This is a genomic window from Hymenobacter puniceus (genome assembly GCF_014333525.1).
Lineage (GTDB): Bacteria > Bacteroidota > Bacteroidia > Cytophagales > Hymenobacteraceae > Hymenobacter.
In genome coordinates, this window is the sequence record NZ_JACSCX010000013.1 from 1 (window position 1) to 15,683 (window position 15,683).

11 protein-coding genes are annotated in these 15,683 nt (G+C 61.2%); 4 read left to right on the top strand and 7 right to left on the bottom strand.

Annotated elements, in window-relative coordinates; genetic code table 11:
• Positions 1 to 76: 76 nt before the first annotated feature.
• Together H8B14_RS20320 and H8B14_RS20325 are read right to left on the bottom strand one after the other, a co-directional pair.
• Positions 77 to 616, bottom strand: coding sequence for a carbohydrate binding domain-containing protein (locus H8B14_RS20320; RefSeq protein WP_187317511.1), 540 nt, complete (start codon positions 614 to 616; stop codon positions 77 to 79).
• Between the two features lie 30 nt (positions 617 to 646).
• On the bottom strand, positions 647 to 2,047 hold the full coding sequence (locus H8B14_RS20325) for a hypothetical protein (protein ID WP_187317512.1): 1,401 nt from the start codon (positions 2,045 to 2,047) through the stop codon (positions 647 to 649).
• 159 nt (positions 2,048 to 2,206) lie between these two features.
• Between H8B14_RS20325 and H8B14_RS20330 the strand changes: the two genes are divergently transcribed.
• Both H8B14_RS20330 and H8B14_RS20335 read left to right on the top strand, forming a co-directional pair.
• Positions 2,207 to 2,953, top strand: a complete 747-nt coding sequence (locus H8B14_RS20330; RefSeq protein ID WP_187317513.1) for a class I SAM-dependent methyltransferase — start codon at positions 2,207 to 2,209, stop codon at positions 2,951 to 2,953.
• A gap of 54 nt (positions 2,954 to 3,007) precedes the next feature.
• Positions 3,008 to 3,961, top strand: a complete 954-nt coding sequence (locus H8B14_RS20335; RefSeq protein WP_187317514.1) for a glycosyltransferase family 2 protein — start codon at positions 3,008 to 3,010, stop codon at positions 3,959 to 3,961.
• Positions 3,962 to 4,131: 170 nt separating this feature from the next.
• Here the strand turns inward: H8B14_RS20335 and H8B14_RS20340 are convergent, their stop codons facing one another.
• Positions 4,132 to 5,886 (bottom strand): hypothetical protein, encoded by a 1,755-nt coding sequence (locus H8B14_RS20340; RefSeq protein ID WP_187317515.1) that lies wholly within the window; start codon positions 5,884 to 5,886, stop codon positions 4,132 to 4,134.
• Between the two features lie 120 nt (positions 5,887 to 6,006).
• Here H8B14_RS20340 and H8B14_RS20345 point away from each other — a divergent pair, with 120 nt between their 5' ends.
• On the top strand, positions 6,007 to 7,449 hold the full coding sequence (locus H8B14_RS20345; protein WP_187317516.1) for an aldehyde dehydrogenase: 1,443 nt from the start codon (positions 6,007 to 6,009) through the stop codon (positions 7,447 to 7,449).
• Between the two features lie 89 nt (positions 7,450 to 7,538).
• Here the strand turns inward: H8B14_RS20345 and H8B14_RS20350 are convergent, their stop codons facing one another.
• The 3 genes from H8B14_RS20350 to H8B14_RS20360 all read right to left on the bottom strand — a co-directional run bounded on the left by H8B14_RS20350 (position 7,539) and on the right by H8B14_RS20360 (position 12,972).
• Entirely contained in the window at positions 7,539 to 8,117 is a 579-nt protein-coding gene (locus H8B14_RS20350) for a Uma2 family endonuclease (RefSeq protein ID WP_187317517.1), read from the bottom strand.
• Positions 8,118 to 8,164: 47 nt separating this feature from the next.
• A complete protein-coding gene (locus H8B14_RS20355) occupies positions 8,165 to 9,673 on the bottom strand; it encodes an energy transducer TonB (protein WP_187317518.1) in 1,509 nt (502 codons plus the stop codon).
• Positions 9,674 to 10,704: 1,031 nt separating this feature from the next.
• Positions 10,705 to 12,972 carry a S9 family peptidase gene (locus H8B14_RS20360; protein ID WP_187317519.1) on the bottom strand — a complete coding sequence of 756 codons (2,268 nt, stop codon included), beginning with the start codon at positions 12,970 to 12,972 and terminating at the stop codon, positions 10,705 to 10,707.
• Positions 12,973 to 13,100: 128 nt separating this feature from the next.
• Here H8B14_RS20360 and H8B14_RS20365 point away from each other — a divergent pair, with 128 nt between their 5' ends.
• A complete protein-coding gene (locus tag H8B14_RS20365; RefSeq protein ID WP_187317520.1) occupies positions 13,101 to 14,063 on the top strand; it encodes a hypothetical protein in 963 nt (320 codons plus the stop codon).
• A gap of 70 nt (positions 14,064 to 14,133) precedes the next feature.
• Here H8B14_RS20365 and H8B14_RS20370 read toward each other — a convergent pair whose 3' ends face one another.
• Positions 14,134 to 15,678 carry an OmpP1/FadL family transporter gene (locus H8B14_RS20370; protein ID WP_187317521.1) on the bottom strand — a complete coding sequence of 515 codons (1,545 nt, stop codon included), beginning with the start codon at positions 15,676 to 15,678 and terminating at the stop codon, positions 14,134 to 14,136.
• Between the last annotated feature and the right edge of the window lie 5 nt (positions 15,679 to 15,683).

Here is a 15,683-nt window from a genome sequence, read left to right on the forward strand (position 1 = left end):
GGCTTAGCCGGCAACGAAAACGGCCTCCCACACACGTGTGTGGGAGGCCGTTTTCGTTGCCGGCTAAGCCGCTGCTTTATTCAGCAATCGTCAGGCTGATGTCATCCATGTAGGCAGCATCGGCGGCGGCGGCACGCCACAGGAATACGCGCAGCACCTGCGAGGCGGCAATGTTTTCCGGAAACGTAATTTCCTTGCTTACCTCCGTCCATTTCTTATACTCCTTTACCTGGTCGGTGAGCGTGATGCCATCACCGAAAATCTCTTTGCTGGTGGCTGGGTCCGTCACCTGCACACCCAGGCGGGCCTGCGACTTGTTGCTGGGCAGATACACCCAGGCGTGCACCTTGATTTTGCGCAGCCGCGAAGGGCTCAGCTTGCCCAGCATGTTGCTGTAGCCAATGCTGAACTCCACGCCGCCGTCTACTTTAGTGGAATGCTTGCCGGAGTGAGCCTGCTCGCGGGTCAGGGCGGGCGTGGCGGGCATCCAGCCGTCTACACTCTCAAAATCGTTGGCGGTAATCAGCTTGGCCGGGTCAGCAGCAGCAGAATCAGAGCCGGAGCACGCCGAGAGCATCAGGCAGGCCAGGCCCAAAAAAGGGACTAATTTTTTCATACTGAAAAAGAGAAACGGAATACGTGAAGACTAAGAAAGAGGCGGAATCTGAGGACGACGCACCCGGTTTTGCCAATACTGCCGGGCAGCGGGCAGGTAGCCTACCGCTAAGCAAAGCACCGAAAAAGGCAGAACCCAAACAACCCTTGTTTGCAGCCGGCTGAGCACATTGGCCAGGCTGCCCGTTACGCTGGCATTGGCCACCACCGCAATCAGGCACACCAGCAGCCACAGGCGGTGCTGCTCGGTTAGCCGGTTGCGCAGCGCCGTGCCGAGGCCCAGGCACAGCCCACCCACGGCAAGCAGCAGCGCCAGCTGGTTGCGGGCGTTCAGGTCGGTAAAATCGAGGCGGCTTTGCTGCTGGCGGGCCGAGAGGTACTCGCGCAGCTCGTGCGGAAAGAACTCCTGCACCTTCCAGAATGGGTTGGTATTGTTGCCGTGCGCCGTGAGGCCGTCGCCGAGTTCCACGCTCACCATCTGGCGCAGCGTGGCCTGGGCGGCCTCCGAAATCAGCATCGGGTAGTAGCGCGGCGAAGTGAAAACGTCGCGGATAATGGAGCTGTATTCGGCTTGGTGGGCTTCCCAGCCGCCGGTGCGGTTGGGCAGGCTCTGGCCGTCCCACAGAAAAGTAATGGCATCGTTGGGCAGCTCGTTGCGGTGGCTGCACAAATCCAGGTAAGCATTCTGGCCGCAGTTCTTCGCCAGATACTTATCCAGCACGCCGCTTTCCACCAGCCGGCCCATCAGAAACATGTAGGAGCTGCGCGACACGGCAAAGCCGCCGCCGAACGCCCAGTGCAGCCCCGGCAGCACCAGCCAGCCACTCAGCACTACGGCCAGCACCGGCCCCACGCGGCGCCAGGCCAACGCCCTGCTCTGGCGCAGCACCAGTTTGCCCACGGCCACCAGCCCCGCCACCAGAGAGAAAGTGAGTAGATTGGAGGAGTGCATGATGGTGCTCAAGAGCAGCAACGCCAACAGGCTAGCACGGCCGCGCCAGGTCAGCTCCGTATCGAAGTAAAGCAGCAGCAGCAGCAGCAGCCCGATTCCGGTGAAAATATCCGGCATCAGTTGGCCGCTAAACCAAGCAACGCCAGTGGCCCACACGCTCAGCAGCACCAGCCCCACCCGCACGCCCGGCGCCGAAATGCCTGGCGCCAGCACCCGCACGCTGCGCAGCAGCAGCGCGGCCAGCAGCGCGCACTGTGCCCCCACTACCAGCCACAGCGAAAACCGCAAACTAAACAGCCGCAGAAACAAGCCGTAGCTGATGGGCCGGTCGCGCGGCACGTCCAGATAAAAGCCGCTGTTGATGTAAGCACCCGAGTCGGAAGTGACCAGCGGGAAGCCGTTGTAGAGGGCGGCACTCAGCAGAATCAGGACGGTGCACCCGTACCAGAAAGCTGCTTCAACACGAGAAGTAGGCTGCATAAAACCACAGAATTCCGGTAAAAGTACAGATTCTGCGCAGTTCCAGGGCCCGAAAAAACGACGTTTGGCAAACTGCTTTTTCCGGCCGCGGCAACGGCCAGTGCGGTTCCCTGCCAACTCCCCGGTATCTTTGGTTTTTTACTTGTCTGGGGTGAGCACATGGATCTGACGTACGAGCAGAAATATCATCAGCTGGAAGAAGCGCACTGGTGGTTTGCGGGCCGGCGCGACGCGGTGCGCAAGCTGATCCAAAGCCTGGCCATACCAACGACGGCCGAGGTGCTGGAAATCGGGTGCTCGGGCGGGCCGCTGCAGCAGATCCTGCTGGCCGATGGCTACACGCACCTGACTGGCATCGACATTAGTGAGAAAGCCATTGCGCTGGCCCACACCCGCGGCCTGGCCAACGTGTCGGTGATGGATGGCGCCCAGCTGGCTTTTGCTGATAACTCGTTTGATCTGCTGCTGGCTTCTGATGTGTTGGAGCACATCGAGGAAGAAGCCCAAGCCGTGCGCGAATGGTGCCGGGTGCTGCGGCCCGGCGGGCGCATGATTGTGTTTGTGCCGGCTTTTCAGATGCTCTGGACCCGCCACGACGAAGTGAACCACCATTTCCGGCGCTACACCGGCACGCACCTGCGCCAGGTGCTGCAGCAGGCCGGCCTGCAGCTGGAGCGCACATCGTACTGGAACTCAACGCTGTTTTTCCCGACCACGGCCGTGCGGCTGCTGCAGCGCCTACTGGTCCGGTCCCGCTCCGACATTCCGTATACCGGCGACCTGAAACAGCTGCCGCCCTGGCTGAACGGGCTGCTCAGCCGGCTGCTCAAAACTGAAAACACTATTTTACAGCATCTGCCGCTGCCGGTAGGCGTCAGTGTGTTCGCCATTGCCCGCAAGCCCTAGCCCCCGGCTTAGCAAACCGGCCTGATTTCCTTTCCCCACCCTCCCCTGCTTCCCGTGGATCTGTCCGTCATCATCCCCATCTACAACGAAGAAACCAACATCCCGACGCTCTACGACCGGCTGCGCGGGGTGCTGGACCCGATGGGACTGCGCTACGAATTCATCTTCGTCAACGACGGCTCGCGCGACAAGTCGTTGCAGTTGGTGCAGACGCTGGCGTTGCGCGATGAGCGGGTGCGGTTCATTGACTTCAGCCGCAACTTCGGGCACCAGATTGCCGTGACGGCCGGCCTGGACCTAGCCGCCGGCGAGGCCGTGGTCATTATCGACGCCGACCTACAGGACCCGCCTGAGCTGATTGTACCACTCTACCAGAAGCTGCACGAAGGCTACGAGGTGGTGTATGCCAAGCGCCGCTCCCGGCAGGGCGAAAGCGCCGCCAAGAAGCTCACGGCCAAGCTGTTTTACCGGATTCTGGCCAGCATCACCAACATTTCTATTCCGGTAGATACCGGCGACTTCCGCATCATTTCGCGCAAGGTGGTGGATGCGCTTAAGCAGATGCCAGAGCAGAACAAGTTTATCCGGGGTCAGATATCCTGGATTGGCTACCGCCAGACCTACATCGAGTACGACCGGGCCGAGCGGGCCGGCGGCGAAACCGGCTACACCTACCGCAAAATGATCCGGCTGGCGCTGGACGGCATCACCGGCTTCTCCGACGCGCCGCTCAAAGCCGCTACTATTGGGGGGTTCATCGTATCGGGTGTGGCCTTTTTGGTAATGCTCTACACGCTGTATGCGCGCTTCGTGAGCGAGGATTACGAGCCGGGTTGGGCCTCCCTAATGGTGAGCATCCTGTTTCTGGGCGGCGTGCAGCTCATTGCGGTGGGCATCATCGGCGAGTACATTGCGCGCCTCTCGGCCAACGTGCGCCAGCGCCCACTTTACATCATCTCCGACACCAACATCACCCACGCGCCCCAGACTGATAAGCAGTTGCGGTAGAGCAGAGTAGGGAAAATACAGACCGTCATGCTGAGCGAAGCCGAAGCATCTCTACCGCTTCGTTGCAGTAGCATTACCATCGTCGGCACGCGAGATTCCTCGCGCTAGTCGGAACAACGTGCCAACGAAGTGAGAGAGATGCTTCGGTTTCGCTCAGCATGACGGGCTTTTTACTTCTTCCGCGGTGCCAGCACTACATAACCGTCCGTGAAGCGCTGCTCGGCGTAGTCCGGGAAGATGGCGCGCAGGTAACGGTGAGCGGGGCCGTCGCGCCAAGCGGGGCTGACGAGCACGGCGGCAGGCTTATAGTGCTGGCGGAAACGGGTGGCGCCGGTGGCGGAAGGCAGAGTGAATATGGTATCGGCGGAGGCGCGCTGCAGCGCCAGCAGCGTGTGCACCACGGTATCGGCCTCGAAGCGGGTAAACTGCTCGGCCTCGACGCGGGAAATGTAGGCGGAGGGCAGCTTCTTACGGTAATAAGGTTGATGCAGAAAGCTGCGCAACTCCACTTTACCAAGCTGGCGGTAGCCATCCACCAAGCCAAACGGCACCGTAAACAGTGCCTCGCCGGGCAGCGCGGCCACCGCCCGGTAGGCCGCCGGCATCCTTCTGGACGAATCCAGCGGCGGCGGCACAGGCCAGAACTCGAACAGCACCACCAGCACCAAAGCACCACTCAGCAGGCCGCGCAGCATCGGGCGCCGGGAGTTTTGCCAGGCGGCTTCCAGCGCCCCGAAGCCCACAATGGGCAGCAGCAGCGTCACCATCAGCACCCAGCGCGTGGGGCAGCGGATGTTGTTGAAGAACGGGATGAAGTGCAGCAAGCCATTGGGCAGGTTGAACTTGACATGCCCCAGCACCCGCAGCGCCGGCAGCGTGAGCAGCACAAAGAACAACAGCACCCACGCCAGCGGCCGGCCCTGGTGGTCGTGGTGGCGCACCGAGGCCGGCCGGCGCGGCCACAGCGCCGCCACCGCGCACACCAGCGGCACCGCGTATCCCAGAAACATGACGTTTTCCACGGAGCCCGGCATGTTAAACACCTTTGAGTTGTGGTAGAGTTGTTGGGCCCAGTCGAAGCTCAGCCAGCGGCTGTTTTCGGCTGGCATAAAGAAGCCAGCCAGGTCGCCGCCCCACCAGAAACCAGCATTGTCGGGCACGTCGCGCAGGCGCATCAGCCGGATAACGAAGTGACTGACGAGCAGCACGGCCGCCAGTAGCAGCCAGGGGCGACGGTGGCGCCAGTTGATGTGACCCAGCTTCAGCCAGAACCAAGCGGCATAGGCCAACGAGAAGTAGAGCAGCGCAAACAGCACGTAGTAGTCGCTCAGCAGCGTGATGACACCCAGCACGAAGCAGGCCATCACAGCTTTCCAGCTGCGCACTTGGGGCCAGAAACGTCCCGGCTCAAACCAGAAGGCGTTCAGAAAAGCTAATAGGTAGAAGGGCACGGTGGCCGTAAGCACCAGATCAAAATGATACGGCAGCCGCACGGTTTTGTAAGGCGAAAACGCGAAGAACAGCCCTGCCAGCCACGCCAGCGCCGGATGCCGCAGCCAGCGCCGCGCCAGCAGCCACGCCCCCGCTCCCGACAGCGCATACTCGGCGGCCAGCGTGAGATTGAGGGCCAGCATTTCGTTGCCGATCAGCACGTTGACCATGCCCACCACCGGAATGTAGGTGTGCAGCCACAGCCCCGCCCCCTCGGGGTAGAGCAGCCAGGTGGAGTAGAACGGGTTGTGGCCGGCCAGTGCTTCCTCGCGGAAATGCCACACGTTCCAAAGCTGCATGTAGCCATCCTGGTCGGCAAAGGCGGGGAAGGCGGTGCGCAGGTGCGCGGCCAGCGGCCAGGTCCAGGCCACGAATACAGCCAGATAGGAAGCCACTATCAGCGCCAGCCGCCAGCCGGTATTTGCGTTAGGCATACAGATGCAGAAATCAGCAGAAAAAGAGAGCCGGCTAACCCGCAGCCGGGGCGGCAAAGGTAGCCGTTGCCCGCTAAGTCGTACCTTTTCGCACGTTCCTGCCGCTCTATCTGCTTTGCTATGCTCCACCTCCAGAACTACCTCAACGGCCAGCTGATGCCGCCCGCCGCCGGCCGCTACCTGCCCAACATCGAGCCCGCCACCGGCCAGGTGTTCAGCTACATTCCGGATTCCGATGCCGAAGACGTGGCCCGCGCCACCGCTGCCGCCGAGGCCGCCCTGCCCGCCTGGCGCCGCCTGCCAGCCGAAGACCGGGGCCGGCTGCTGGTGCGGATTTCGGAGTTGATTGAGCGCGACCTGGAGCGCCTGGCCCAGGCCGAAAGCCAGGACAACGGTAAGCCCGTGAGTTTGGCCCGCACCGTGGACATCCCGCGCGCCGCCAGCAACTTCGCCTTTTTCGGGACGGCCGCCCAGCACTTTGCTTCCGAAACTCACTTTCAGGAAGGCGTGGCGCTGAACTACACAGTGCGGCATCCGCTGGGCGTGGTCGGTTGCATTTCGCCCTGGAACCTGCCGCTGTATTTGTTTACCTGGAAGATTGCTCCTGCCCTGGCGGCGGGCTGCACGGTGGTGGCTAAGCCCTCGGAAATCACGCCTTACACCGCCTTTCTGCTGAGTGAGCTGTGCATGGAAGCCGGGCTGCCAGCGGGCGTGCTCAACATTGTACACGGCACCGGGCCGGGCGCGGGCCAGCCCATCATCGAGCATCCGGGCATCAAGGGCATCAGCTTCACGGGCGGCACCAAAACCGGCGAGCAGATAGCTCGCACCGCCGCCCCCATGTTCAAGAAACTCTCGCTGGAGCTGGGCGGCAAAAACCCCAATATCATCTTCGCCGACTGCGACCTGGCCGAGGCCGTGCGCACCAGCCTTCGCAGCAGCTTCGCCAACCAAGGCCAGATTTGCCTGTGCGGCTCGCGCATTTTCGTGGAGCGCAGCATCTACGAGCAGTTCAAGGCTGATTTTCTGGCGGGCGTGGCGGGCCTGACCGTAGCCGATCCGCAGCTGGAAACCAGCCGCCAGGGCGCGTTGGTGAGTGAGGCGCACCTGCAGAAAGTACTCGGCTACATTGCGCTGGCCCATGAGGAAGGTGGCACGCTGCTGGCCGGTGGGCAGCGCGTGCAGCTGGATGGCCGCTGCGCCGAGGGCTACTTCCTGCAGCCCACCGTGTTCGAGGGCCTAGCCCCCGACTGCCGCGTCAACCGCGAGGAAATCTTCGGCCCCGTCGTCACGCTCACGCCTTTCGACACTGAGGAGGAGGTGCTAACCTGGGCCAATGGCACCGACTACGGCCTGGCCGCCACCATCTGGACCCGCGACCTGAACCGCGCGCACCGCGTGGCGCACCAGCTGCACAGTGGCATCGTCTGGATCAACACCTGGCTGCACCGCGACCTGCGCACGCCGTTCGGCGGCATGAAGAACTCAGGGGTTGGGCGTGAAGGCGGGCTGGAGGCGCTACGCTTCTTTACGGAAGCGCAAAGCGTGACCGTGAAGCTGTAAACTGGCTGTCATTCCGAGCAGAGCGAGGAATCTGGGTGAATTTATTGAACGGATTTACTCAGATTCCTCGCTTTGCTCGGAATGACACACTACAGTTCTACGCCGGTATACAAATCCGTCAGCGGGACGCGGCAGGTGATGCTATCCAGTTCCAGTATGGTGGTACGGTCGGAGGTTTCGGTGAGAATCCAGCGGCCCAGCTCGTCGCGGGTGTGCAGTTCGGCGTGGATGGTTTGAGAATCCAGGAGCAGGTATTGGCGGAGGCTGGGAATCTGGCGGTACAGGAAAAACTTGTCACCCCGGTCGTTGCTTTTGGTGGAAGCCGACAGCACTTCGACCAGCAAGGTCGGGTTCAGCAGCGTGTCGGGCTTCATCTTGTCCTGGAACTCCCGCGGGCCACACACAACCGTCAGATCCGGGTAGACGAACGTGGTTTCACTGAGTACCTGCACCCGCTGGTCGCTGCCAACCACGGTGCACGATTTACCCTTTAGCTGTAGGTACAATTCAGCACCCAGGTTCATGCATATCTGGTTGTGAGCGAAGCTGGCACCTGACATGGCGCGGATATCCCCGTTCCAGTATTCGTGCTTGTGTTCAGCTTTGCGCTCCGCTTCCAGGTATTCTTCGGGCGAAACGTGGGTGAGTGGCGAGGCAGGAAGTCCCATAAGTCAGCAGATTAGGTGGCTGCAAGATACTGCTTGCGCAACATCGGCTACAGCCGCTCCAAGCGCCGCTCCAGTTCTTCGAGCGTAATTTCCTGAAATTCCAGCGGATCGGGCTCCTGGCCGGTGGTGGTTTCCTGCCAGGCCAGATAAGGTGTGCCGGCCTCGTAGCGCAGGCCGATGAGCACAGCGCGGCGGCCTGCGGGCACATTCTCGAACTGATAGCTGCCGCCGCCGGCCTCAGCAGCCAGAATAGTGGGCGTGGCGCCGCGCAGCACCAGCCGTAGGGCCGTGCCATCGGGCGTGTTGACGGATGACGTGACGGACTCAGTGGCTTGCAGCGAGGTGGTGGCGCTGGTGTGCGGGCGGTCGGCGTTCAGCCAGCCTAGCTGGGCGCAGTGGAACACGTAGCGGTCCGTGGGCTCCGGCTCGTCGGTGGCGGGCTCTTCGGTTGTAGGAAAGGCGGAAGCCATGGCCGGAGCCTGTTCGGCAGTAGGGGTGCTGTCGGCATTGGAGAGCTGGCCTTCGTTGAAGGAGAAGCGTACGGGCAGCATCATTTTCACCTTCACGAACTCGCCGTTGCGCTGGCCGGGCGTCCAGTGGCCGGAGGTCTGACGGAGCACGCGCAGCACCTCTTCGTCGCAGCCGTGGCCGAGGCCGTAGAGCACTTTGGGGTTGAGCACCTTGCCGCCTTCATCGACCACAAACGAGGCAAACACCACGCCCTGGGTGCGGCTGGCTAAGGCCTGTTGCGGGTAGCGGATGAGGCGGTTGATGTCGGCGGGGCCGCTGCCATAGGCGGGCATGGGCCGGGCGTCGGTGTAGATGGTTTCGGCAGTTTCGGGCGCGGGCGTGGTGGTTTCGGGGGCCAGCTCCCAGCGCACGGGAGCGGTACCCTGGCCGTGGTAGAGGCGCATATCGGACAGCGGGCGGCCGTTGGCGGCGGGCAGCTCCAGGCGCACGGTGCGGCCGGCGGCTACCTGCAAAGGCTGGCCGTTTTGGGAGGCCTTCAGCAGCACCATGCCGGCCGTCTGGAGGGGCTGGCCATCAGTGGTGGTAGTGCTGAGATTGGAAAGCAGCATCTCGGCCGTGGTGAGGCACTCTTTCAGTTCCACCCAGACAGGGCCGGTGGCAACTTTCTGCCGGGCATCGACCAGAGTGCCGGCACTAATGCGAACTACGGTGCCGGCGCGGCCGCGCACTTCGGCGGCCTGAGTGGGGTCAATTTGGAAGTACTCGCTGGCTTTGCGGGCGACGTCGAATAGGGTGGCGTCGCCGGGGGGCGGCGCGTTGTCCTGGAGGCCGGCCGGGGCGCGGCGCACGCTGCGGTAGACGATGAGCGGCGCCGTGCGCGAAGTGGGCCGGGCCAGGCGGTGCCAGTCGCGGCGCACGGGGGTGGTGTCGAGGGTGCCGACGGGGTCGGACAGGGAATCGAGGGCCAGGGAATCGGCCAGGGCGGGGGTGCGCCGCTCGGTGGTGGCGGGCTGGTCGGGCTGGCAAGCCGCGGCGGCCAGCAGCGTCAGGCCAAGCAGGAAAGAGGAAAGCCGGGGTATTCGCATTGCTAGGGGTCTACGCACAAACGAACAAAAGGCTAGGCTACGTGTATGGAATAGATGCGTTTATAGAAGGCCACGCGTATTATTGGCTCAAGTATAGCGGTTTACCGGCGAAAGAATTGTGCTGACGGGCGGTAGGTGGTATCTAGCAGGCAGTAGATGATGGCTGGATGGCGTTAGATGCTGGTTGACGTATTTGAGGTGCAAGTGATGCGGGCGGATTCGGGGCACAGCCCCTTAGGGGTAGGGCTCACTCGGCGTAGCCGAGCGAGTGCGGCGGAAATCTATTTTATCCTCTTGTAGTTTTATCGCAAACATATGGCACTTCAGCACCCCGACCTGTGAAACATACACCTTCTAGCCACTGGTGGATGAATTTTGGACAATTCCGAATCCATATTCTGTGGTTGGTCATACTATTTCCGTTTGCTTACCTGCTCGCTGGTGGTGCCTACAAAACTTTTAGACAGGTGCAACTGGCCCGTACTGGACTTTCAGCTAAAGCACTCGTGCTGCCCGAAGTCTACGCGGGTATGCGAGGGACTACGGGATACTATTATCGCTTCTCTGCCAACAGGCAACTTTATACAGGGCACACACTATCTCAACCCGGATACACTCCTGGCGACACTATAAAGGTGATATATCTGCCAGCCGATCCACACATAAATTATGATTTGCGGTTTCTACAGGAAAGTTACTCTGTTTCCCAACCTGCAAGCGGAAGGGCGAATCAATAATATCATTTAGTAGAATGGGCATTGTACGGTAAAAACGACCTTGCCAAACATTCAATCCTGTTTCTCAACTGGCATGGCTGAGCGAGTGCGGCGGCGAAAATTGACGTCCGGCGCCATGTGCAACGGGCCGTTCAACGACGAGACGCGAAGTGTCGCGTCTCTACACTGTTCTGACAGAAAAGCCCTCCGGTGGTAGGTTGTTGGCCTACTGCCGGAGGGCTTGCTGCTTAGGGTTGCTTGTCTCATTGAGAGGAAAGATTGCTTCGTCGTGCCTCCTCGCAATGACAGCTCTGCCTACAAATTCTTGAGGACGAAATCGGTCATCTGGCGGTAGAGGTGCAGGCGGGTGGTACCGCCGTAGATGCCGTGGTTGCGGTTGGGGTAGTAGAGGGTCTGGTAGTCTTTGTTGGCCTTGACCATGGCATCGGTGAAGGCGACCGAGTTCTGGAAGTGCACGTTGTCGTCGCCGGTGCCGTGGACCAGCAGGAGCTTGCCTTTGAGCTTGTCGGCGTGCTGCACGGGGGAGTTGTCGTCGTAGCCGGCGGGGTTTTCCTGGGGCGTTTTCAGGAACCGCTCGGTGTACACGGTGTCGTAGTAGCGCCAGTTGGTGACGGGGGCCACGGAGATGCCCATTTTGAACAGGTCGGCGTTTTTGGTGAGGGCCAGCGCCGTCATGTAGCCGCCGAAGCTCCAGCCCCAGATGCCGATGCGGGCCTTATCGACGTAGGGCAGCGAGGCCAGGTATTTGGCGCCTTCGCCCTGGTCCACGGTTTCCAGCTTGCCGAGGTTGGCGTAGGTGACTTTTTTGAAGGCCGCGCCGCGGGCGCCGGTGCCGCGCCCGTCCACAATCACCACGATGTAGCCATTTTCGGTCAGCATCTGGTGCCAGAGGTAGTTGGTGCCGCCCCAAGAGTCGGCGTTGGTCTGGGAGCCGGGGCCGCCATATACGTGCATGAGCACGGGGTATTTCTTGGTGGCGTCGAAGTTGGTGGGCTTTAGCATCTGGCCGTTCAGCTCCACGCCTTCACTGGTTTTGAAGCTGAAGAACTCGGGGGTGGCCAGGTTGTACTGGCTGAGTTTGTCGCGCAGCCTGGCGTTGTCTTCCAGCACTTTCACTAGCTTGCCATCCTGGCCGCTACGCAAGCTCACCACGGCGGGCACGCCGGCTTCGGAATGGTAGTTGAGGTAGTAGCGGCAGTCGGGGCTCATGTTTGCGGCATCAGTGCCTCGTATCCCAAGCTTCCGCATATTGCTGCTACCCCGAACTCCCGAAGCCAATGAGGCGCCGGTATATCCCAGCATGGTTTTGCCCTTGCCTTTCAGGTCGACGCTATACAGATGCCGCTCCAAGGGCGAGACTTCAGTGCTAGTGTAATACACGAGGCCCTTTTTCTCATCGAAGCCGTCGATGCTAGTGATTTCCCAGGGGCCTTTGGTGAGTTGGCGCACCAGCTTGCCGCCCATGGTGTAGAGGTAGAGGTGGCGGTAGCCGTCTTTTTCGCTGCTGAACAGGAATTCCTTGCCGCCCTGCAGGTAGCGCAAATCGTCGTTGACTTCCACGTAGGCTTTGTCGGTGTCGGTGAGGACCACCTGGCTCTGGCCGGTTTTGGCGTTGGCGTGCAGGATTTCCAGCTTGTTCTGCAGGCGGTTCATACGCCGGACACTGAGCAGGTCGGGCGTCTGGGTCCAGAGGATGCGCGGGATGTACTGGTCCTGCTCGGGGCCCACGTCCAGCTTGGTGATTTTGGCGCCGGCCACGTCGTAGGCCGAGACACTCACGATGGAGTTTTTCTCGCCGGCTTTGGGGTATTTGTATCGGTAGTCTTTAGGATAGAGCGCGCCCCACTCCTGCATGTTGTACTCGGGCACCTGGCTTTCATCGAAGGTGTAAAAGGCCACGTAGCGCGAATCCGGCGACCATTGGAAGCCCTGCGCAAACTCAAACTCTTCCTCGTACACCCAGTCGGTGCCGCCGTTGATGATCTTGTTCAGCGCGCCATCCGTTGTCACGGCGGTTTCGCGCATGGTGGCGAGGTCGGTCACGAACAGGTTGTTGTCGCGCACGAAGGCCACCCGCTTGCCATCGGGCGAGAAGGTGGCGTAGAGCTGCTTGCCGGGCGCCTGGCTCAGGGGCGTGAGCTGCTTGCTCTGGCGGTTGTAGATGTAGAACGTGGACTTGCTGGAGCGGCGGTAGATGGGCTCGGTGGCGGTGCTGAACAGCACCTGCTGCTCGTCGGCGTTGAAGCTGTAGCCATCCACGGGCAGCGGCTGGGGCTGGCCAGGCAGCTGCAGGGCAGTGGCGGCCACCAGCGTCTGCACGGGCTGGCCGGTGGTTACGTCGTGCTGCACGAGGTTGCCGGCATCGAGCGAGGAGTAGAACCGGCCGTCATTCATCCAGTTGAAGCCCGGCACCGACTTGGCGGCAAACGTGCCTTTCTGCCAGATATCTTCGAGGGTAATGTTCTGTTTTTGCTGGGCCGAGGCGGTGGGCAGCAGGGTGGGCACTAGTGCGGGACCAGCGGTGGCCAGCCACAGGGCCAGCCCAAAAGAGCGGAATTTCATGCAGAAGGAAAATGTCAGAAGAATCGGGACGTTAAGGTAGCCAATGGCCTTGGGATGGTTGCACGGTTGGCCTGGCAAAACCCGGCCGCGTGGCACATCCGCCCGAAACTCCGACCTTTACCGAACCTATGCGTCATCGTCTGCTTCTGTTTCTTGCCTCTCCCCTGCTGCTGGCCGGCTGCAACCCCGAGCCCAATCCCGGCCCGCGCATTGACCTAGTAGGCAGCACCTCGCCGCAGCTGCTGAGCGCCAGCCGTACCAGCACCGTGCCGGCCGACACGTTCACGACCCGCGTGTTTGCCGAAGCACGCGACACAATAAGCGGCCCGGCCCTCACGCGGCTGCGCATCACCGTAGACTATGTGCGCAACCGCAACCCGTATAGCTATCCGGTAGGTATTCCTTTTGACCCAAACCAGGTGCCCACTGAAACCGCGCCGCTGGTCTACCTCGACTCGGTGCTGGCGCCGGGCAAGCGGGCCATTGCGTTTCAGTACACCGCTGTGGCCCGCAGCACGTCGGGCAAGGAGACCTGGAATTTTCAGGTAGAAGACACGCAAGGCGCCTCCAACAAACGTAGCTATGTACTCACGCTGCGCAACCCCGACTCGCTGCTGACCTATCACCGCTACACGCTGCGGCTGCAGGCGCCGCTTACGCGAGGTTCACGCAGCTACCTGGCGCTGTCGGCGGGGCTGGCGCTGCCGGCATTTGCAGTAGGCCCCAGCACGGCCGCAAACCGCGACTCGATTGATGTGGTGTATCTGCCGCTGGCCGGCGGCGCCCGCGCCCTGGCCGCCCCCGCCGACCCGGCCCTGACGCTGCGCAGCTGGACCACCCGCCGCCGCACCGAGTTTCGGGCTACCACACTCGATGAAGCCGCTTTTTCGGCCACTGACAGCAACGCAGAACTGCTGGCCGCTTTTGCAGCCGGCCTTCCTCTCACGCCGAGCACCAATACCGGCACGCTGGTCAGGGGCCGGACCATTGCCTTCCGCACCGCCAGCAATAAAACCGGCCTGATTTACATCGACGATTTTCCCACGGCTCCCCGCCCAGCTGTGCAGCTCCGGGTACGCATCACCAAGTAGTAAGACATATGTTAATGCAAAAGGCCCCGCACCAAGCTGGTGCGGGGCCTTTTCTGCGTAACAGCAGTGGCTAAAACAGGAAGCCTGCCGTAACAGTCGTAGTAAAGCGGGTGCCATCTACATTAACAACCGGCGTATTGTTGGTGCTCAGGGTGTAGGGGCTATAGAACCGTTTGCTGGTGCCATACACCCCGGCTATATCCAGGAAAAAGTTGTTTTGGCGAATACCGGCACCACCCGTGTAGTAGTGCTGGGTGCGGTCGAAGTCACTCTGCCTGTAGGCGTCGCCGTAGCGGGCATAGCCGGCGCGCAGCCGGAATATGTCGAGGCGCAGCTCGCCGCCCACCCGCACGTTCACCGCCGACTGATACAGGCCCTTAATGGCAGTATTATCAACATCGAAGTCGTTTTCCACTTGGTTGGCGGCTGAATTGAGGCGCGTCTGGCTGTAGTTGACATACTCTACATCACCAGCCAAAAAACCATACTTGCCAATCACGGTCGTTATACCGCCCGAGGCCCGGAACGGCGACGTCAATAAGTATTCGAATGGCGTAGTGCCAGTACTTACTTCCCGGCTGGTGTAGCTTTGGCTGCCCACTCGCACCGGCCGGTCAAAATTAGAACTGAGCGATGCGCTATACGTTTCCGACAGTGTCGTGAGCGTGGGCGTCTGGATGGAAGCCCCAAAGCGTACGGCATCGTTGAAGCGGTAGATAGCACCGATACGAGCGTTAATACCACTGCCCCGCGTTTCCAGTATTTCCCGGTACGTAAGGCTGCCGAAGGCGGTGTTGCCGTTTGGCGTAGCTTCCGAGGCCGTAAGCGTGCTGGTAGAGTTGTAGCGCGTGCCCACAATACCGATGGCCCCGCCTACGTACAGCCGGTCGCGGTAGCTGGCACCGTAGCCAATATCAAACTGTGTCTGGGAGCCGGTAGTCAGCACGGTTTCATCCTGCGTGAGCCGGCCGGTATCCTCAAACGGGGTCGATAAGCCCAGCACACTGTCGCGAGGCTGGCCGTTGGTATAAAAGTAGTCCGTCAGCAATGCTCCGTAAGCCAGGCCGTCGAGGTTTCGGTATCCATTGCTGAATTGTTCTTCGGCGTTGGCTACACTGATTTCCGGGTCATTGAAACGTTGCAGAATATCCTGGCTCGGGTCGGGCTGGCCGCGGTAGCGGAAGCGCTGATTGTAATCGTTGGTGCGGTTGAAGCCAATAGCCAATGTACCCCCGCGCCAGGCATTGTTGTCACTATCAGGGCGCCGGTTCACAAAAGCCATACCCAGGCTGGCAATGTGCAGGCTGTTGCGGGAATCTGAGGTAGTAGTGCCAAAGCCACTGGCATCCGTGTTACCCAGCCCCAGACCCGGCGTGAAGCTGAATTCAGAGCGTTGATAGAGGCCCAGACCAGCCGGGTTCGTTATGAGGCTGCTCAGGTCGGCACCTACGGCCACGTTGGCGCCGCCGATACCGAGGGTGCGGGCGGTGCCGCTGGGCTGGGTTTGCGAAAACCGCAGGGCATCTACTTGGTAGCCTTGTGCTACTTGTTGGGCAAAGCCGTAGCTAGCCTGGCTTGCAAAAGCCACGGCAAGCCAGTATTTCAGGTTTTTCATCTGAG